Here is a 19,154-nt window from a genome sequence, read left to right as displayed (position 1 = left end):
CCGGTTTCTTTAGGCGTCAGACGCTCTCCAGCACCGTCTTGCGTGCATCCGCCCAGTCGCGTGCCGTCGTCGGCCGGCCGTCGGCGTCGATCAGGCCGCGGGCGAACAGTTCCACAGCATGGCGGATGAAGAAGGCAGCGGTGCTCGACCGCTCCCAATGCTCCATCCAGTTCTGCTCCAGGAAGGCCAGGATCCCTGGCTGGCCCAGCTCGACCTCCCACAGCACGCCGAGCAGCGACGTCTGCTGCTCCTCATGCATGCAGTCCTCGAAGCACAGGCGCTTGTCGGCGCGCGCTTCCTTGCGGGCGGTGGTCTCCGGACCCGGGCCCAGGCCGTAATCGATCAGCGTCCGCCGTTCCGGCGTTGCGCATAGCCAGTGCGCTACCTCATGCACGATCACCGTCGCCTCGACATCGGTGCGGATCACCTTGCCGTCCCACATGAAGGAGCGGCTGGGCGGCTCGTCCAGCGTGTCGATGCCATGGGCATGGGCCAGCCGCACAGCGTTCGCCCGGTGGGCCGGCGTGTCGACGCCACCGCCCGGCTCGTCGTCCGGCCGCACGGGCCAGGTCGAGGCGATCCGGCGGAAGGCGGCGCGCGCTTGGGCATGGCCGTCCAGATGGGCGTCGAAGGCGGCGATGGCCTTCGGCATGTCGTCGATGGCGATGGGGGTCAGGATCATCGGGCCTATTTGCCCAAGGGGGCGTCCCGGCGCAAGGGGAATGTAACCGTGCAGAGCAGCAGGGCTGCCCGGCAAGACAATGGCGCCGGCAAGTCCCGGTCTTTTCGGGTCCTGCCGGCGCCATAACTGTCATGGTGCCGCTTGGGATCGATGCGGTTTCTTACGCCGCGCGCATGTCGGACAGGAAGCGCGACACGAAGCCGCGCAGGTCGGTCGCCTCGTGGTTCAGCCCGTCGGCGGCGGTCAGCACCTCGCGCGAGGCATCGCCGGTGGAGGCTGCGGCCTCCGACACGCCGGCGATGTTGCCGGACACCTGCTGCGTGCCGCGCGCCGCCTGCTGGACGTTGCGGCTGATCTCCTTGGTCGCAGCCCCCTGTTCCTCCACCGCGGCGGCGATGGTGGTGGAGATGTGGTTGATCTCGGCGATCACCCGGCCGATCTCGGCGATGGCGCCCGCCGCCTGCCGGCTGATGTCCTGGATGCCGGCGATCTGGCTGCCGATTTCCTCGGTCGCCTTGGCGGTCTGGCTGGCGAGGCTCTTCACCTCCGACGCCACCACGGCGAAGCCCTTGCCCGCCTCGCCGGCACGGGCCGCCTCGATGGTCGCGTTCAGTGCCAGCAGGTTGGTCTGGCTGGCGATGTCGGTGATCAACTGGACCACCTCGCCGATGCGCTGGGCGGCGTCGACCAGCCCGCGGACGGTGCCGTCGGTCCTCTCGGCGGTGGCGACCGCCTGTCCGGCGATCCGGGTGCTTTCCGCCACCTGCCGGCCGATCTCGGCGATGGAGGCGGTCAGTTCCTCCGTCGCGGCGGCCACCGTCTCCACATTGCCGGTCGCCTCATGGGAGGCGTTGGCGACCGCATCGGCCTGCCGGGTGGTCTGCTCGGCGGTTGCCGACATGGTCTGGGCGGTCGCCTGCAACTGCGTCGCCGCCGCCGACACCCGGCCCAGTGCCTGCAACACCAGCCGGTCGAACTCCTGGGTCAGCCGGTCGATGCGCTCGCCGCGGCTGCGCTGGGCCTCGTGGTCGGCGCGCTGGGCCTCGGCCAGCCGGTCGCTTTCGATCAGGCTGTCCTTGAACACCTGCAGGGCCTTGGCCATGCCGCCGATCTCGTCGGCGCGCTGCAGTCCGGGAATGTCGACGCTGCGGTCGCCGGCGGCCAAGCGGGTCATGCGGTCAGTCATCGCCACCACCGGCCGCGACAACCCGCGGCCGATCAGCAGCGCCGTCGCCAGCCCCAGCACCACCGCGATCAGCGAGGCGATCGTCATCCCGCCGCGCGCCTTGTCGATGAAGGCGCCGGTTGCCATGCCCAGGCTCTTCTGGGCGTCGACGCTCGCCACCGTCAGCTGCTCCGCCTCCTTGGCGATGGAATCGCCGACGGGGATCAGCACCTCCTTGACCAGCCGGTCACGCTCGGTTGTCGCCTTGACCACGCCGTTGAAGCCGGTGATGTAGACGCGCAGCATGGCGGTGTAGGACATCGCCATCTTGCGGCGGTCCATGTCGGTCAGCTTCGCCATCATGGCACCGCCACGGCTGGCGGCATCGGTGAACTGGGACCGGGTCTGGCTGGCCAGGGCCGGAGAGCCGTCGATGTTGTAGCGCGTCGCCGAAATGCGGGCCGACAGCATGTGGCGCAACGCCATGCCTGCCAAATAGGCAGCGTCGGTGTCGCCCCCGGTGCTGGCGCTGTCCATGATGTTGTCCAGCGCGCTTTCCAGCCGCGGGCCGATCTCGTCCAGTTCGGAGATGGCCTTGCTGCGCTGGGCCTGGAAATCCATCGCGGCGGCGAAGGCATCCTGGTATTGGGCGATCTCCTGCGCCATATGGTCGGCGGTCTGCAACAGGGCAGGGTCGGTGACCAAAGCGCGGGTCTTGTCGATGGTCTGCGCCGCCTCCTGCGCCGTGCGCCGGACGGTCGCGCCGACCTCCGGATCGCCGGTCAGCAGGAAGCGGGTGGCCTGCTGGCGCATCTCCAGCATCAGGGCCTGGATGCGCCCCAGCTCGTTGGTCTGCTGGCCGAGCTGCCGGTAGGTGTCCACCGCGCCACCGGCCTCCGACAGGGCCGCCACGCCGATGCCGCCGATCAGCACCAGGAACACTAGGATGCCGGCGCTGGCCGCCGTGATCTTCGTTCCTACGGAAAAGCGATTGAAAAGGCTCATGGCCGGGGCCTCCATCGGCACGGGGGTGCTGCGCGGAACCTGAAAAGGTCAGTGATAGCGACCTGTTCCCAAAAGCCGGTTTCAGGAAGCATGCCACATGCCCCGGTATGGACCGGCCCTGCCCGCCGATAGCCGAAGAGACCCATGAATGACCTAGGGGAAAGCAGTCGTTCCGCATCGTTGGAATAAACCGCAACGCCGGATGTTTGCCTGTTTCGTTGGACTGCGGGTGGCGGGTGTGCGGACGCTTTCACGGGTGAACAGTCCATTTTTTGTGCCGCGGCGGTCACAGGAGAGGCATTTTGAACATCCCCCCGTATCGTGATATATGCCAAAGGGCGCAGCGGCCGTCCGGGGTCGTCGCCGATTCCCCCATCTCCCGGTCCCTGACGCTTTGATCCGACGGCTGGCCATGTCCATTCCCGACGCGCCCCTTTCCGCGGCTTCTCCGGATGCCCGCACCGCTCCCGCCCGTCCTGCGGCCGACCGCCCCCCGGCAGACCGATACGGCCGTCCACGGCGCGGCTGCCTGTCGGTCGTCATTCCCTTCTACAACGAGGGTCCCAACATCGACGCCCTGTTCGGCCGGCTGGTGCCGGTGCTGGACGGGCTCGGCATGGATTGGGAGGTGGTGTGCGTCAACGACGGCAGCCGCGACGACACCGTCGACCGACTGCTGGACGTCCATGACCGCGAGCCCCGGGTGAAGGTCGTCGACCTGTCGCGCAATTTCGGCAAGGAACTGGCGCTCTCCGCCGGGCTCAGCCACACCACCGGCGACGCCATCGTGCCGATGGACGCCGACCTTCAGCATCCGCCGGAACTGCTGCCGGCCTTCATCGCCAAGTGGCGCGAGGGCTTCGACGTGGTGGTCGCGGTGCGCCATGCCCGTGTCGGGCAGAGCCTGAAGCACCGGCTGTTTGCCCGTCTGTTCTACTGGGTCTTCGACCATCTGTCGGAGATCAAGCTGCCGCGCGAGGTCGGCGATTTCCGCCTGATGGACCGCCGCGTCGTCGAGGTCATCAACCGGATGCCGGAGCGCACGCGCTTCATGAAGGGCATCTTCGCCTGGGTCGGCTTCCGTCAGGCCGCGATCCCCTACGAGCAGGGCGAGCGTGCCGGCGGCGATACCAAATGGGGCTTCGTCAAGCTGCTGCGCCTGTCCTTCGACGGGCTGACCGCCTTCTCCACCTTCCCGCTGCGGGTGTGGAGTCTGGTCGGCATGGCGGTGTCCGGCGTCGCCTTCGTCTATATCCTGATCCGCCTGATCCGCACGCTGATCCACGGCATCGACGTGCCGGGCTATGAATCGCTGCTGGTCGCCGTGCTGTTCCTGGGCGGCCTCCAACTGATCACCCTGGGCATCATCGGCGACTATCTGGGCCGCGTCTTCGCCGAGGTGAAGGGGCGTCCGCTGTTCATCGTCCGCTCGGCCCACGGCTTCGGTCCGGCGGACGGCCGGCACGGGCATGATCTGGACCCTGTCGGTGAAAGCTTCGGCGACGGAGCAGCGGGGCAGGAGCCGCGCCGATGAGCATCGAGACCCGTTTGCACAGCGGCGACGGGGAGGATGCCGGTGGCGCCGCCCGCCGCCCGCGTCCCGCCACAGCCGCACCCTCCACCGCCACGGCGGCCGGCCGCGCGCTGCCGCGTGGCGAGGCGGCCCTGTGGGATGGGCTGTCGCGCGCGCTTCTTCTGGGCGTGCTGATCCTGGCGGCGCTGACCTTCCTCAGCTACGGCATCAGCACCGACGAGGAGGTGCAGCACATCTACGGCAAGAAGCTGCTGTCCTATTACCTCAGCGGCTTCCAGGACCGGTCGGCCTTCCATTTCAAGGATCTGGCCTATTACGGCGGGCTGTTCGACCTCGTCACCGCCGTCATCGTGCCCTTCTCCCCCTTCGAGGAATACGAGACGCGGCACCTGCTCTGCGCGCTGGTCGGCGTGCTGGGCATTGCCGGAACCTGGCGTTACACCCGGCTGCTAGCCGGTCCGCGGGCCGGCTTCATCGCGGCGGCCCTGCTGTCGCTGAGCGGCGTCTATTACGGCGCCATGTTCAACAACACCAAGGATGTGCCCTTCGCGGCCGGCATGGTGTGGACGCTCTATTTCGCCACCCGCATCCTGAAGCAGATGCCGCGTCCCAGCCGGAGCGCCGTGCTGAAGTTCGGGCTGGTGCTGGGCATGACGCTGGCGATCCGCGTCGGCGCGGTGCTGGCCGGCTTCTATCTGGCGGTCGCCATGGCGCTGCATTTCGCGCTGGTCACCCGGCAGGAGGGGCACCGCTGGGCGTTGGCCGATGCGCGGCGCGCCTTCCTGTCCCTGTGGCCGGCGATCCCGGTCGCCTACGCAATCATGGCGGTGTTCTGGCCCTGGGTGGTGCAGCGGCCGTTCCGCAACCCGCTGGAGGCGCTGCGCGTCGTCTCCCACTTCCCGATCGACATCCAGACGCTGTTCATGGGCGAACTGGTCCATTCGAATGACCCGCCCGCTTTGTATCTGCCGGTCTATCTGGCGGTGAAGCTGCCGGAGGCGGTGGTGATCGGCGTCGGGGCCGCGGTCATCATGACGGCGGTGTGGCTGGCGCGCGGCGGCTGGCGGCGCGCCGGGGCCTTCACCGTGGTCCGCTATACCCCGCTGGTGCTGGCGGGCTTCCTGCCGATCCTGCTGTTCGTGTTGATGCGGCCGTCCGTCTACAACGGCATCCGCCATTTCCTGTTCCTGGCGCCGCCTTTCGTGGTGATGGCCGCCATCGCCGCCGACCGGCTGTGGACGCTGTCGCAGCGTGGCGGCCGGGCGCTGGGACAGGGGTTCGCCGCCGCGATGACCGTGGTCGCCGTGGTGTACGCGTGGCAGCTGGGCGCCATGCATCCGAACCAGTACGTCTATTACAACCAGTTCGTTGGGGGCGTACGCGGCGCCGACGGCAAGTTCGAGCTGGATTACTGGGGCAATTCCCTGCACGAGGCGTTGCAGGAACTGATCGAGTATGTCGAACGCGAAAATGACGGCCATGCCCCGCCGCGGCAATACACGCTGACCGTCTGCGGCAACACGCTGGCGGTGCGGTTCGAGCTGCCGCCCTGGCTGCGTCTGGTCAACGGGATCGAGCCGGACTGGCGCAAGGCGGACTTCTTCCTGGCCTTCACCCAGGTGAAGCGGTGCCCGTCGCTGCTGGACGGCCATCCGATCCTGGAGATCGCCGCCGACGACGTGCCGCTGTCGGTGGTCAAGGACCGCCGTCCGCCAAGGGCCGAAATCCCCACCGAATAGCCGCTGGCGAATAACCGATGCCGGCGTGCCAAGCCTGACCTGATGGGCGGCGATGGGGCAGTTGGGGAGTACCCCGGCGGCTCCCGCCCCGTCTTTCGCCGCATCGCCCTTCGCGGACCTGTCCGCCCGCCGTACGTCTGCCCACTCTCCAGGCTCGCGATTGGGAGCGGGCGGAGGTGTGCATGGGGCGCGGACTGCTTTGGGGCGCTTTCTGCCTGCTGCTGTGGAGCGTTCCGCTCGGTCCGACCGGGGCTATCGGCCTGGACCGGGCTCCCGACCCGTTGGTCGATGCGGTCACCCGTGCGGTGGAGGAGCGGCAGCCTGCGGCCGGAACCGGGAGCCTGGTGGTCGGCATCATCCGCGACGGCCGGACGCTGGTGGTCGGGCGGGGCGATGCCGGGCGCCTGGATGGCGGGCCGGCCGACGGGCGCACTCTGTTCCAGATCGCGTCGCTGACCAAGCCCTTCACCGGCACCATCATGGCGGAACTGATGCGGGAAGGCCGCGTCGACCCCGCCGACCCGCTCCAGCGCCATCTGCGCCGTGTCGGCGCGGTGCCGGTCGCCCACGTGCCGGATTATGACGGTCGTCCGATCCGGCTGCGCGACCTCGCCACCCACACCGCCGGCCTGCCGAACGTGCCGGAAACCCCCCGCTTCTCCTGGAGCCGGCTGGAGGACCCGCGCAATCCCTACAAGCCGCTGTCACGGGGCGAGCTGGCGCTGTGGCTGTCCGATTACCGGCTGCCGGTGCCGCCGGGTGTGCGCTTCAGCTATTCCAATGCCGGCATGTCGGTGCTGGGCGAGGCGCTGGCGGCGGCGGCCGGCCAGCCTTACGAGACCTTGCTGAAACGGGTTGTGACCGACCGGTTCGGGCTGCGCGACACCACCCTGCACCCGACGGCGGAGCAGCGGATGCGCAAGGCGGCTGGCCATGCCCGCGGCCGGGCCGTGCCGGATTGGGAGGCGCCGGCGATGCTGCCCGCCTTCGGCCTCTATTCCTCGGCCGACGATCTGCTGCGCTGGCTCTCCGCCAATCTCGGGGATTGCCCGGGCGCTGCCGCCGTTGGGCCGGACGGTCACGGCTGTGCGCCGCCGGTGGCGGCCACCCTGGCGCTGGCGCAGTCGGTGCAGGTGGATGGCCGCTCGCTGGCCGATCCGGGCAGCCTGGGAAGCGGGGCTATGGCGCTCGGCTGGTTCGTCGCCTGGGCCACGGACGGAACGCCGATCCACTGGCATTCCGGTTCCACCGGCGGCTTCAACGCCTACATCGCCTTTTCGAAGGCGCATCGCTGGGGTGTTGTGGCCCTGACCAACAGCGACCCCGATCAGGTCACCGCCGACCATGTGGTGATCGACCTCGTCCGCCGGCTGGAAGCGCGGCCGGAGGTGGCGAGCCTGCCCTGAGATCCTGTCGTGAGGCTGCGGTGCGGTTCAGTGCAGGCGCCGCAGCGGCTTGACCGGGATCTCGACATCGGCGCGGGCGGGGGCTATGGGGCCTGCCTGATGATGGGCGAGGCGCCAGTTGCCCTTTTCGCGGGCGAACAGGTTGGTGGCGGCCAGGACGGCATCGCCCAGCGTTTCCTCGCAGACCACCAGTGCGGTGTTGCCGTGCAGGGTGACCCGCTCGTTCCGGGCCTCCACCGTGATGCCGCTGGGGGTGCGCAGAACGTCGCGCCAGCTGGTCAGCACGGCGTCACGCCCGAACAGGGCGGTCCAGCCGGGATGGATGCAGGAGACGGGCAGCGTTTCCGCCCACAGGGCTTCCATCGCGGCGGCGTCGCGGTTGGTGAAGGCCCTGTAGAAGGCTTGGTTGAGGGCCAGCAGCGTGTCGCGGTCGGTCATGTCTTCGTCCGGGCGATGGTTCCGGGAGATCGGACGGCACCCGGCCCAGCGGGCCGGCACCGGGACCGCTTGTAAAGAAGCAATCACTCATGGGCAAGCGCCGGTCCGGACGGATCCGGGCCGGCGCTGTGACAATGAATGCGTCGTACCGGCTCAGGCAGTCAGATCGACGTTCTGAGACTTCGCAGGGGTCGCGGCAGTGGTTGCCGTCCCGCTCTTCCCGGCCGACAGCCCGGCGATCGGATTGGACAGGTCGAGTGTCAGGTGGGTGACGCCGTCCTTGGAGGTGGTCGGCTTCAACACCGCCAGCCCCTTCATCCCGTCGCCGCCGCCGCCTTTGGCGGCCATGTCGTTCAACTTGCCGAGGATATCCTTGATCTCATCCTCGCTGAAGCCTTCCGACCGCACGATCATGCCGGTCGACTTGCCGGTGGCGGTGGTGGTCATGCCGGTGGCGCTGAGCGCCATGTCGCCGCCCTTGCCCAGTGAGGCCTGCAGGCGCTGGTCGTCGCGGCGGAAGTCCAGGGTCGATTTCGCGAAGGAGATCTTGACGCTGCGGTCGCCGTCCTGGATTTCCAGGTCGATCCCGTGCGACTCGATCGACCATTGGGACTGGGTGGCCTGCATGTCCACCGACAGGTCGCTGAGGTTCATGCCGTCCAGCTTGGACTTCAGCCCGTCGCCGAAGCCCTTCACCGCATCGTCGATCCGGTTCTGCGGAACGCCGAGCGCGCTCAGCGTGTCGCCGAGCCCCTGCTTCAGGGCATCGATGCCCTTGCCGAACATGCCGGCCAGGCCCTTGCCGTGGTCCAGCGCCGACTGCATCAGCGACTGGGCCTGCTTGGCACGGTCCACGCCGCTGCTGGACGCCAGGGCGCCACCCCCGCCCGCGGCCCCGCCCGCAGCCTGGGCACCGCTCTTGCCGGTCATGCTGTCCAGCAGCGATTCCATCGACTGGCTGATGGTGTAGGCAGGCGACTGGGACTTCTTGTCCGCCTTGTCGCCGTCCACCGTTTTCGCGTCCGATTTGGCCAGCGCGTCCTTCACCGTGCCGGCCGTCTTTGACGAGCCGTTCTGCACAGCCGTGGACAGCACCGACGGTTTGCCGCTCGGGCCGCTGAGCTCCGCGTAGTACATGGATGCCCCCGCATCGCGTTGTTTGTGTGCAAGCGGAAGCATGACGCTGGCAACCTTTACCGTTTGTTAATTTCATGGATTTCTTTCAATGATTGAAACAAATTCGTTTCCTTACTAAGTGTCAGCGACTGTGAAACTTCATCCGATAACTTACCGCCACTTGTTCCGCCTTCGTGATGAGCTGCGACGAGCCGCGGCTTTCACCAAGGGGAAGGGGCTGCTACCCTTGTCGCCAAAGGACCCGGAAGAAGGGAGCCAGCCATCATGACCGACCGCCTGTCCATCGCCCTCGCCCAGATCAATCCCGCTGCCGGCAACCTCGCTGCGAATGCGGACCGACTCCGTGCCGCGAGGGCCGAGGCCGCAGCGCGCGGTGCCGATCTGGTCGTCTGTCCCGCTGTCGGCCTGTCCGGTGCCCCGTTGCTGGATCTGGCCGCACTTCCCGCCTTCCTCGACGCGGTGGAGGCAACGGTGCAGGCGCTGGCGGAGGACACCGCCGACGGCGGGCCGGCGTTGCTGGTCGGCGCACCCTGGCGTGGGGATTTGGGGCGTGGGGATTCGGGACGCGACGGATCGAAGCGTCACAATGCAGCGCTGTTGCTGGATGGCGGGACAATCGCTGCGGTTCGTTTCCAGGCAGTAACGGACTCCGGCGAGGTCGGTGGGCCGGAGGAAGATTGTTTTGATAGCGGTCCGATGCCTGGTCCGGTGAATGTTCGCGGGGTGCGGATCGGCCTGCTGATCGGCGGCGACCTGACCACCGGCGACGTTGCGGAAACGCTGGCGGAAAGCGGTGCCGAGCTGCTGGTCGCCATGCTGGCAAGCCCCTTCGCTCCCGGCCGCGCCGACGAACGGGTCCAGGCCGCCGTCGCGCGGGTGGTGGAATCCGGGTTGCCGCTGGCCGTCGTGAACCTCATCGGCGGGCAGGATGAGCGGGTGTTCGACGGCGGCAGCTTCGCGCTCGCCCCCGGCGGGCGGCTGGTCGCCCAGGCCCCGCTGTTCGCCGAACATCTTCTGCTGACCCGGTGGGAGCGCGGAGACGATGATGGCTGGGACAGTTCCGAGGCCGAAACGATTGCTCCGGCCGAAGGAACTGAGGCGCTTTATGGCGCACTGGTGCTGGGTCTGCACGATGCCGTAACGAAATCCGGCGCGCCGGGGGTGGCGGTCGGTCTGAACGGCGGTCTGGACTCGGCACTTGTCGCCGCCATTGCCGTCGATGCGCTGGGGCCGGAGCGGGTGCTGGCGGTCCGGGCACCGCTGCCAGGCAGTCCGGAGGCGGAGTTTGCCGGTGCCTTGGCCGACAGCCTGGACGATGCGGCGGAGATCGTGGAATTGCTGGGTTGCCGCCTCGACAATGTCGCGCTGGCGCCGCTGCTGAAGGCCGCCGACTCGCTGCTGGCGCCCGCCTTTGCCGGCCGTGAACCGGCCGTGGCGGTCGACCGGATGCATTCCCGCCTGCGTGCCGCGACTCTGGCGGCGCTGGCGGAGCGGATGGGCGCCTTGCTGCTGTCGAGCGTGGACCGCACCGACCGGTTGCTCGGCCTTGCGCCGGAGGAGATGGGGTGCGGCTATGCTGTGCTGGCCGACGTGCCGAAGACGGCGGTGCTGGAACTGGCGCGCTGGCGCAACGGCAACCAGCCGGCGGGATCGCGCGGGCCGGCCGGGCTGGTGGTGCCGGACCGGGTGCTGACGCGCCGGATGAAAGCCGAAACCCCGGCTGGGCTACCGCCGGCGGAGGCGTTGGACGATCTGCTGGCTGGCTTGCTCGATGGCGGGCTGGCGCCGGTCGGCCTCATGGCGCGCGGTCATGCCGCGGAGACGGTGGCGGCAGTCTGGCAACTGGTGGTCCAGGCGGAAGCAGGCCGCCGCAGGGCTCCGCCGGGTCCGCAGGTGTCGCGCCGGCCCGCGGCGCGGCTGCGGCGCTTTCCGATTGCCGGCGGCTTCACCGATCTGCCGTAGAGTGGGCGGGGTGAAGGGGGAAGCCGCTGTCCCCTTCATCCCCATCCCGATGTCGTGCGGGAGTCAGCCGCGCGTCAGCTTGATGATCGTGGCGATCATGCCGAAGGTCCTTTACCGTTGCTTGCGACTTTGGTCGAAGATTGGGTTCGGGGACGCCGGTTACGCGGCTTCGGTCAGCGCCAGCTGCGGGCGGCGCAGGCTGGACTGGATGGTGAAGGGTGCACGGACGCCGCCGTTGAACAGCTCGGCGCATTCCAATGCCTTCAGCACGCGCTCTTCCGGCGGCTGGCCGGCGGTGGAGGCCAGCGAACCCAACGCATAATCCGACCCGCAGCCGATGGCGTGGTAGCCGCGCACCGCCTCGCCGACCTGATAGTCGGACTGCACGGTGAACAGGCGGCCTTCCAGCCCGACCATGAAGGTGCCGCCGGTCTCCACGTCGTTGGAGCGGTGGGCGTAACCGCCGTCCTTCAGGCAGTTGCGGACGGCATCGACGAAGTCGACGACCATGTAGCGGAACAGGTCGGCGTCATGGTCGCGGGACGGGACCTCCAGCCGGTAATGCAGCAGCTGGCCCATGCGGAAGGAACTGGTGAAGCCGATCAGGCTGTCGCCGTTGCGGAACACCTTGGTGTCGGCGCGGACGGTGATGTCCAGCCCGTTCACCCCGGCGCTGTCGCCACCCATCCACACGCGATCGCCGTCCACCAATCCCACAATGCAGGTCATCGCCAACCCTCGCCTGATAAAAAGAAACCGAGGCAAAGGGTGTGGGAAGGCGGTTAATGAATTATTGCCCAGCTTTGTGACATTGCGCGTAACAAAGGAGGTATCGCTACCTCCTTCGTCGTGCGTTTGTCTTGCTTACTTCGCCAGATCGACCAGAGCCTTGACAGTATTCTCCGCCCCCTCGGCGATCTGGGCCAGAGTGGCGTCCAGCATGTAGCAGGGGGAGGTGACCACCTTCAGCCCCGGATCGACCACGATCTCGCCGTGGGTGGCGGTGCGATGAACCGCCCCCATCGCTTCCAGGGCGGCGACGGTGCCGGGATCGTTGCCGACGGTCAATTCCACCCCCTGCTGGCCCAGGATCTTGGCGAGGATGGCTGGCGCGATGCACAGTGCGCCGATCGGCTTGCCGGCCGCACGCATGGCGGCCACGGCGGCCACCACCTGCGGGTTGACCGAGCAGTCGGCCCCCTTGAAGGCGAAGTCACTGAGATTCTTGGCGGCGCCGAATCCACCGGGGAAGATCAGCGCATCGACGTCGCCGGCCGAGAACTCGCTGAGCGCGGTGATCTTGCCGCGGGCGATGCGTGCCGATTCGACCAGCACGTTGCGGCTTTCGCCGGTCTCCTGGCCGGTCAGGTGGTTGACGACATGGGCCTGCGGAATGTCGGGTGCGTAGCACACCGCCACCGCGCCCACCCTGGCGATGGCCAGCAGGGTGCAGACCGCCTCGTGGATTTCCGCGCCGTCATACACGCCGCAGCCCGACAGCACGACGCCGATGCGCAAGCTCTTGTCCGCCATAGGATGTCTCCGAGATTGGATTTGCCGCCAAGCTAACGCAGCCCGTTTCCCGCGCCTACCGTGGCAACCGACGCAATGCCCGACCTGTTGCGCGGATGCATCGGTCGCGGACCGCTTTCGGAAGGCGCGCCGGCCGTGCTAGGACTGCCCGCCTGTCCCGTCTGCAACCCGAGTCCTGCCATGTCCACCGCCGTCCGTTTCGCCCCCAGCCCGACCGGCCGCATCCATGTCGGCAATGTGCGCCTTGCCCTCGTCAACTGGCTGTTTGCGCGCAAGACCGGCGGAAGCTTCATGTTCCGGCTTGACGACACCGACGAGGAGCGCTCCACCCAGGAATTCGCCGACGCCATCGCGGCTGACCTCACTTGGCTGGGCCTGACCTGGGATCGTTTCGCCCGCGAAAGCGACCGCTATCCGCGTTATGACGAGGCGGCAGCGGCGTTGAAGGCCGCCGGCCGGCTTTATCCCTGCTACGAGACGCCGGAGGAACTGAACCTCAAGCGCGCCAGTCTGGTGTCGCAGGGCCGTCCGCCGATCTACGACCGCGCCGCGCTGCGCCTGACCGACGAGGATCGTGCCCGGCTGGAAGGGGAGGGGCGCAAGGCCCATTGGCGCTTCAAGCTGAACCCGACTCCGGTGGAATGGACCGACCTCGTCCGCGGACCGGTGCGGTTCGAGGGCACGGCGCTGAGCGATCCGGTGCTGATCCGCGAGGATGGCCGGCCGCTCTACACCCTGACCAGCGTGGTCGACGACGCCGACTTCGCCATCACCCACATCATCCGCGGCGAGGACCATGTCGCCAACACCGCGGTGCAGATTCAGATATTTGAAGCGCTCGACGCAGCCGTGCCGACCTTCGCCCATCTGCCGCTGCTGACCGATGCCGGCGGGCAGGGGCTGTCGAAGCGACTGGGCAGCCTGTCGGTCGGCAGCCTGCGCGACGAGGACGGCATCGAGCCGATGGCGGTCAACAGCCTGCTGGCGAAGCTCGGCACCTCCGATCCCATCGAGGCGCGGCTGACGCTCGACGAGCTGGTGGTGGAGTTCGACCTGTCGAAGATCGCCCGCGGCACGCCGAAGTTCGATCCGGAGGAACTGGGCCGGTTGAACGCCCGCATCCTGCACCTGACGCCGTTCGAGACGGTGGCTGCCCGGCTGGAGGCGCTGGGCCTGACCGGAGTCGATGCCGCTTTCTGGGAGGCGGTGCGGCCCAATCTGGCGCGGCTGAGCGACGCGCGGGACTGGTGGGCGGTGACCCATGCGCCGGTGACGCCGCTGGTGGAGGATGCCGCTTTCCTGGCCCAGGCGGCGGCGCTGCTGCCCGATGAGCCGTGGGACCTCGGCACTTGGGGCGCCTGGACCAATGCGGTGAAGGGGGCGACGGGCCGCAAGGGCAAGGAGCTGTTCCTTCCTCTGCGCCGTGCGCTGACCGGGCGCGACCATGGACCGGAATTGAAGAACCTGCTACCCCTGATCGGACGGGCGCGCAGCCTCCGGCGACTGGCCGGCGAAACCGCCTGAAACCTTTCTTCATCCAGGAGTTCGGACCGTGCCGTTGGACCTCTACAACACGCTGACCCGCCGTAAGGAGCGCTTCGAGCCGCTTCGCCCGGACCATGTCGGCATGTATGTCTGTGGTCCGACCGTCTACGACACGGCCCATATCGGCAACGCCAGGCCGGTGGTGGTGTTCGACCTGCTGTTCCGGCTGCTCTCGCGCCTCTATCCGGCGGTGACCTATGTCCGCAACATCACCGATGTGGACGACAAGATCATCGACCGGGCGCGGGACAGCGGCGAGCCGATCGACGCGCTGACCGCGCGCACCACCGACCTGTTCCATGCCGACATGGACGCGCTGAACGCGCTGCGCCCGACCATCGAGCCGCGGGCGACCCAGCATATCGGCCAGATGATCGCGCTGATCGCCACGCTGATCGAGCGCGGCAACGCCTATGCCGCGGAAGGGCATGTGCTGTTCTCCGTGCCGTCGATGCCGAGCTATGGCCAGCTGTCCCGCCGCTCGCTGGAGGACATGATCGCCGGTGCGCGGGTCGAGGTGGCGCCCTACAAGCGCGACAGCTCCGACTTCGTGCTGTGGAAGCCGAGCAGCCCCGACCAGCCCGGTTGGGACAGCCCCTGGGGCCGCGGCCGTCCGGGCTGGCACATCGAATGCTCCGCCATGGCGAAGGAGCATCTCGGCGCCACCTTCGACATCCATGGCGGCGGTCTGGATCTGATCTTCCCGCACCATGAGAACGAGATCGCCCAGAGCTGCTGCGCCAACGGCACCGACCGGCTGGCCCGCACCTGGGTCCACAACGGCTTCGTGACGGTCGAAGGCGAGAAGATGTCGAAGTCGCTCGGCAACTTCTTCACCGTCCACGACCTGCTGGACGAGTTCCCGGGCGAGGCGATCCGCCTGACCCTGCTGAGCGCCCATTACCGCCAGCCGCTGGACTTCACCCGCGAGGGCATCCGGCAGGCCAAGGGCACGCTCGACCGCTGGTATCAGGCCCTGCGCGGTGAGCCGGCGGCGATTCCCGCCGAGTTGCCCTTCGACGTACTGGCGGCGCTGGAGGACGACCTGAACAGCCCGCTCGCCATCGCGCATCTGCACGAACTGGCGACCGCAGTGAACAAGGCGAAGAGCGATGCCGAGAGGGCCGCGGCCAAGGGCGCGCTGCTGGCGGCCGGACAACAGCTCGGCCTGTTGCAGCAGGATCCGGAGGCATGGTTCCGCTGGGCGCCGACCGGCGGGGCCGAAGGGTTGATCGACGCCGAAGTCGAGCAGTTGATCGTCGACCGCAAGTCAGCCCGCGCAGCGAAGAACTTCGCCGAGGCCGACCGCATCCGCAAGGAACTGGCCGACAAGGGCATCGTCCTTGAGGACGGTCCACAGGGCACGACCTGGAAGCGGGGGTAATTGGTCGATCCGCCCTTTTCCAATGAGGGAAAGGGCGGTCTGTCCGTTATTGTTCCCTGGTGCACAACAAACCTTCGCCAACTCTGCTGATTATCCTGCGCATCGATCCGGCCTAATCTCCTCCTCAGACAAAACGCGGCCCTCACCGGCCACCCTGACTGAGGAGACCCTGACCATGATCGACAATCGCACCGCCCCCTATGCCGCCTTCCTGCTGCGCGTTGGCCTCGGCCTGCTGTTCCTGGCGCACGGCCTTGTGCTGAAGGTGCTGACCTTCACCATTCCCGGCACCGTCGGGTATTTCGAGAGCATCGGCTATCCCGGCTTCTTCGCCTATCTCGTGATCCTGGGCGAGATCGGCGGCGGGCTGCTGCTGATCGCCGGTGTCTACACCCGCTGGATCGCGCTGGCCCTGCTGCCGCTGATGATCGGCGCTACGCTCCAGCATGTCGGCAATGGCTGGGTGTTCAATGCGCAGGGCGGCGGTTGGGAGTTCCCGGCCTTCTGGACGGTCCTGCTGGTGGTGCAGTCGCTGCTGGGCGAGGGCGCCTTCGCCCTGAAGGTTCCGGCGCTGGGCGCCCCGGCCGACCGTCGCGAACTGGCCTGATCCGCAACCGAAACCGGTATTCGACGGCGGCGCGGAGCGGGGAGGGGGCAATTTGCCTCTTCCCCGTTCCGCGTCGCCGTCCCATTTGGTAGACAGGACGGAGACCAACCGGAGAGCCTGATGACCGTTTCGCCGAACGACCAGCACAAGACGGAGTCCTCCGGGGTCCTGAATTTGCTGGACGACCTGATCGCCAAGGCGCGCGCCGCCGGTGCGGATGCCGCCGATGCCGTGCTGTTCGACAGCGCGTCCGTGTCCCTCGCCCACCGGCTGGGCAAGACCGAGAAGCTGGAGCGCTCCGAATCCGGCGATCTCGGCCTCAGGGTGTTCGTCGGCAAGCGGCAGGCCATCGTCTCCTCCACCGACCGCAGCGGCAAGGCGCTGGACGAGCTGGTCGAGCGTGCCATCGCCATGGCCCGCGTGGTGCCGGAGGACGGCTTCGCCGGCATCGCCGATCCGGAGCAGTTGTCCCGCAGCTGGCCCGACCTCGACATCTGCGACGATGAGGAGCCGTCGGCGGAAACGCTGATCGAGCGCGCGCGAATCGCCGAAGAGGCGGCGCTGGCGGTCCAGGGCGTCACCAATTCCGAAGGCGGCGATGCCGGCTGGAGCCGCTCGACCATCGCGATTGCCGCCTCCAACGGCTTCGCCGGCACCTACGGGGTATCGCGCCAGTCCTTGTCGGCCTCCGTCCTGGCCGGCACCGGCACCGGGATGGAGCGCGACTATGATTATGACAGCAAGGTCTATGGCGCCGACCTGCGCGACCCCGCCGAGATCGGCCGCGAGGCCGGCGAGCGTGCCGTCCGCCGCCTGAACCCGCGCCGGGTCAAGAGCTGCAAGGTGCCGGTGTTCTTCGACCCGCGGGTGTCGCGCGGCCTGCTCGGTCACCTGACCGGCGCCATCAGCGGGCCCAGCATCGCCCGCGGCACCAGCTTCCTTAAGGACAGGATGGGGCAGCAGATCTTCGCCTCCTCCATCACCATCGTCGACGACCCGCATGTGAAGCGCGGCCTGCGGTCCCGTCCCTTCGATGCCGAGGGCGTCGAAGTGTCGCGGCGCACGCTGATCGAGGACGGTGTGCTGACCACTTGGCTGCTCGATTTGCGGTCCGCCCGGCAACTCGGCCTGACGACCACCGGCCACGCCGCCCGCGGCACCTCCGGCCCGCCCGGCCCGGCGCCGGCCAACGTCTATATGGCGGCCGGCAAGCGCAGCCGCGCCGACATGCTGGCGGAGATCAAGGACGGCTTCTACGTCACCGACCTGATGGGCATGGGCGTAAACGGCGTCACCGGCGATTATAGCCGCGGCGCCGGTGGATTCTGGATCGAGAACGGCCAGATCACCTATCCCGTCAACGAGATCACCATCGCCGGCAACCTCAAGGACATGTTCCTGAACATGGAGGCGGCCGACGACCTGGAACTGCGCTTCGGCATGGATGCGCCGACCGTGCGCATCGACGGCATGACCATCGCCGGAATGTAGGCGCCGGTATGTGAGCGCCGGCGTTCAAGCCGCTCAGGGCGGAGGCATCTCCGCCCGTCTCTTCATCATTTGGCATCGTTCTTGCGCAGACAGCGGGCAACCCAAAGCGGGTTCGCCCGCTTTTTGTGCTGCATTTCCGCCACTCTGCCTGTCCAAACGTCAGCTGGGCTCTTGCGCATATCTGCCTTATCTGTTAGCAATCTGCCGCTTTTTTAGGCGAAATGCTGAAGGTTTGTGCAAATGGATGCGACAAAGACGGGTGGCGACGTCCTTTTCGTGCTGATGGGCGCGGTGATGGTGCTGGCGATGCATTGCGGCTTCGCCCTACTGGAGGTCGGGACGGTCCGGCGCAAGAATCAGGTGAACGCGCTGGTGAAGATCCTGTCGGACTTCGCCATGTCGACCATCGCCTATTTCTTCGTCGGTTATGCCGTGGCCTACGGCATCGACTTCTTCGCCGACGCCCACACGCTGGTCGGCAAGGGAAGCGGCGGCTTCGCGGCCTATGGCTACGATCTGGTGAAGTTCTTCTTCCTGGCGACCTTCGCCGCCGCGGTGCCGGCCATCGTCTCGGGCGGCATCGCCGAGCGCGCCAGGTTCTGGCCGCAGGCCGGCGCCACGCTGGCGCTGATCGCGCTGTTCTACCCGCTGCTGGAAGGCACGGTCTGGGGAACCCGCTTCGGCCTGCAAGGCTGGATGGCCGCAACCTTCGGCCAGCCTTTCCACGACTTCGCCGGATCGGTGGTGGTGCATGCCTTCGGCGGCTGGGTGGCACTCGGTGCGGTGCTGAATCTGGGCAACCGCCGCGGCCGTTACCGTCCGAACGGCTCGCTGATCGCCATTCCGCCGTCGAACATTCCCTTCCTGGCGCTCGGCGCCTGGGTGCTGTGCGTGGGGTGGTTCGGCTTCAACGTGATGAGCGCCCAGGTGCTGGACGGCGTGACGGGTCTGGTGGCGCTGAACTCGCTGATGGCGATGGTCGGCGGCATCGTCACGTCTCTGGTCATCAGCCGCACCGATCCCGGCTTCGTCCACAACGGCGCACTGGCCGGTCTGGTGGCGGTCTGCGCTGGGTCCGACGTGATGCACCCGCTGGGCGCGCTGGTCACCGGCGGCATCGCCGGGCTTCTGTTCGTCTGGGCCTTCAACAAATGCCAGATCGACTGGAAGATCGACGACGTGCTGGGCGTCTGGCCGCTGCACGGTCTGTGCGGCCTGACCGGCGGGCTGCTGGCCGGCGTCTTCGGGCAGGAGGCGCTGGGCGGTCTTGGCGGCGTGTCGATCCTCAGCCAGATCGTCGGTACGCTGGGCGGCACTGGCTTCGGCTTCGCCTCGGGTCTGGCGGTCTACGGCCTGCTGCGCGTCACCGTCGGCATCCGCCTCGATCCCGAGCAGGAGTACAAGGGTGCCGACCTGTCGTTGCACCACATCACCGCGTACCCGGAAGAGGACGCGCCGACCCTGTAATGCGCCGCGCACAACGCCGCCGCCCCTTGGCCGACTCTTGCTTTGCCGGGGCGGCGGCT

General features: G+C 67.9%; 15 protein-coding genes. 9 read left to right on the top strand and 6 right to left on the bottom strand.

What is annotated here, in order from left to right; genetic code table 11:
- Positions 1 to 16 precede the first annotated feature (16 nt).
- On the bottom strand, positions 17 to 682 hold the full coding sequence (locus ABNQ39_RS08990) for a hypothetical protein (RefSeq protein ID WP_376956982.1): 666 nt from the start codon (positions 680 to 682) through the stop codon (positions 17 to 19).
- Between the two features lie 160 nt (positions 683 to 842).
- Positions 843 to 2,852 carry a HAMP domain-containing methyl-accepting chemotaxis protein gene (locus tag ABNQ39_RS08985; protein WP_376956980.1) on the bottom strand — a complete coding sequence of 670 codons (2,010 nt, stop codon included), beginning with the start codon at positions 2,850 to 2,852 and terminating at the stop codon, positions 843 to 845.
- Between the two features lie 412 nt (positions 2,853 to 3,264).
- On the opposite strand from ABNQ39_RS08985, the gene ABNQ39_RS08980 reads away from it, so the two are divergent.
- The 3 genes from ABNQ39_RS08980 (at position 3,265) to ABNQ39_RS08970 (ending at position 7,531) form a co-directional block, all read left to right on the top strand.
- Entirely contained in the window at positions 3,265 to 4,386 is a 1,122-nt protein-coding gene (locus ABNQ39_RS08980) for a glycosyltransferase family 2 protein (RefSeq protein ID WP_376956978.1), read from the top strand.
- On the top strand, positions 4,383 to 6,125 hold the full coding sequence (locus ABNQ39_RS08975) for an ArnT family glycosyltransferase (protein WP_376956976.1): 1,743 nt from the start codon (positions 4,383 to 4,385) through the stop codon (positions 6,123 to 6,125). Before ABNQ39_RS08980 ends, ABNQ39_RS08975 begins: the two co-directional genes overlap by 4 nt.
- 182 nt (positions 6,126 to 6,307) lie before the next feature.
- Positions 6,308 to 7,531: a serine hydrolase domain-containing protein gene (locus ABNQ39_RS08970; RefSeq protein WP_376956974.1), complete on the top strand. Its 1,224-nt coding sequence runs from the start codon at positions 6,308 to 6,310 to the stop codon at positions 7,529 to 7,531.
- Between the two features lie 27 nt (positions 7,532 to 7,558).
- On the opposite strand, the gene ABNQ39_RS08965 is transcribed toward ABNQ39_RS08970, so the two are convergent.
- Positions 7,559 to 7,969 carry a nuclear transport factor 2 family protein gene (locus ABNQ39_RS08965; RefSeq protein WP_376956972.1) on the bottom strand — a complete coding sequence of 137 codons (411 nt, stop codon included), beginning with the start codon at positions 7,967 to 7,969 and terminating at the stop codon, positions 7,559 to 7,561.
- 153 nt (positions 7,970 to 8,122) lie between these two features.
- Entirely contained in the window at positions 8,123 to 9,106 is a 984-nt protein-coding gene (locus ABNQ39_RS08960; RefSeq protein ID WP_376956970.1) for a hypothetical protein, read from the bottom strand.
- A 264-nt stretch (positions 9,107 to 9,370) separates the two neighbouring features.
- Between ABNQ39_RS08960 and nadE the strand changes: the two genes are divergently transcribed.
- Positions 9,371 to 11,068, top strand: coding sequence for an NAD(+) synthase (gene nadE / locus ABNQ39_RS08955; RefSeq protein WP_376956968.1), 1,698 nt, complete (start codon positions 9,371 to 9,373; stop codon positions 11,066 to 11,068).
- Positions 11,069 to 11,227: 159 nt separating this feature from the next.
- On the opposite strand, the gene ABNQ39_RS08950 is transcribed toward nadE, so the two are convergent.
- A complete protein-coding gene (locus tag ABNQ39_RS08950) occupies positions 11,228 to 11,797 on the bottom strand; it encodes a hypothetical protein (protein ID WP_098739245.1) in 570 nt (189 codons plus the stop codon).
- 135 nt (positions 11,798 to 11,932) lie between these two features.
- A complete protein-coding gene (gene elbB / locus ABNQ39_RS08945; RefSeq protein ID WP_109051619.1) occupies positions 11,933 to 12,601 on the bottom strand; it encodes an isoprenoid biosynthesis glyoxalase ElbB in 669 nt (222 codons plus the stop codon).
- A gap of 180 nt (positions 12,602 to 12,781) precedes the next feature.
- Between elbB and gltX the strand changes: the two genes are divergently transcribed.
- The 5 genes from gltX to ABNQ39_RS08920 all read left to right on the top strand — a co-directional run bounded on the left by gltX (position 12,782) and on the right by ABNQ39_RS08920 (position 19,095).
- Complete coding sequence (gltX, locus tag ABNQ39_RS08940; protein ID WP_376956965.1) at positions 12,782 to 14,125, top strand: glutamate--tRNA ligase; 1,344 nt, start codon at positions 12,782 to 12,784, stop codon at positions 14,123 to 14,125.
- A gap of 28 nt (positions 14,126 to 14,153) precedes the next feature.
- On the top strand, positions 14,154 to 15,530 hold the full coding sequence (gene cysS / locus ABNQ39_RS08935; protein ID WP_376956963.1) for a cysteine--tRNA ligase: 1,377 nt from the start codon (positions 14,154 to 14,156) through the stop codon (positions 15,528 to 15,530).
- Between the two features lie 175 nt (positions 15,531 to 15,705).
- Complete coding sequence (locus ABNQ39_RS08930; protein ID WP_098739249.1) at positions 15,706 to 16,137, top strand: DoxX family protein; 432 nt, start codon at positions 15,706 to 15,708, stop codon at positions 16,135 to 16,137.
- A 120-nt stretch (positions 16,138 to 16,257) separates the two neighbouring features.
- Entirely contained in the window at positions 16,258 to 17,628 is a 1,371-nt protein-coding gene (locus tag ABNQ39_RS08925; protein ID WP_376956961.1) for a TldD/PmbA family protein, read from the top strand.
- 240 nt (positions 17,629 to 17,868) lie between these two features.
- Positions 17,869 to 19,095 (top strand): ammonium transporter, encoded by a 1,227-nt coding sequence (locus ABNQ39_RS08920; RefSeq protein WP_376956959.1) that lies wholly within the window; start codon positions 17,869 to 17,871, stop codon positions 19,093 to 19,095.
- Positions 19,096 to 19,154 lie beyond the last annotated feature (59 nt).

Origin of the sequence: Azospirillum sp. A26, from assembly GCF_042604635.1 — a bacterium.
Taxonomy (GTDB): domain Bacteria; phylum Pseudomonadota; class Alphaproteobacteria; order Azospirillales; family Azospirillaceae; genus Azospirillum; species Azospirillum palustre.
This window is presented reverse-complemented; position numbering and strand designations above follow the sequence as displayed.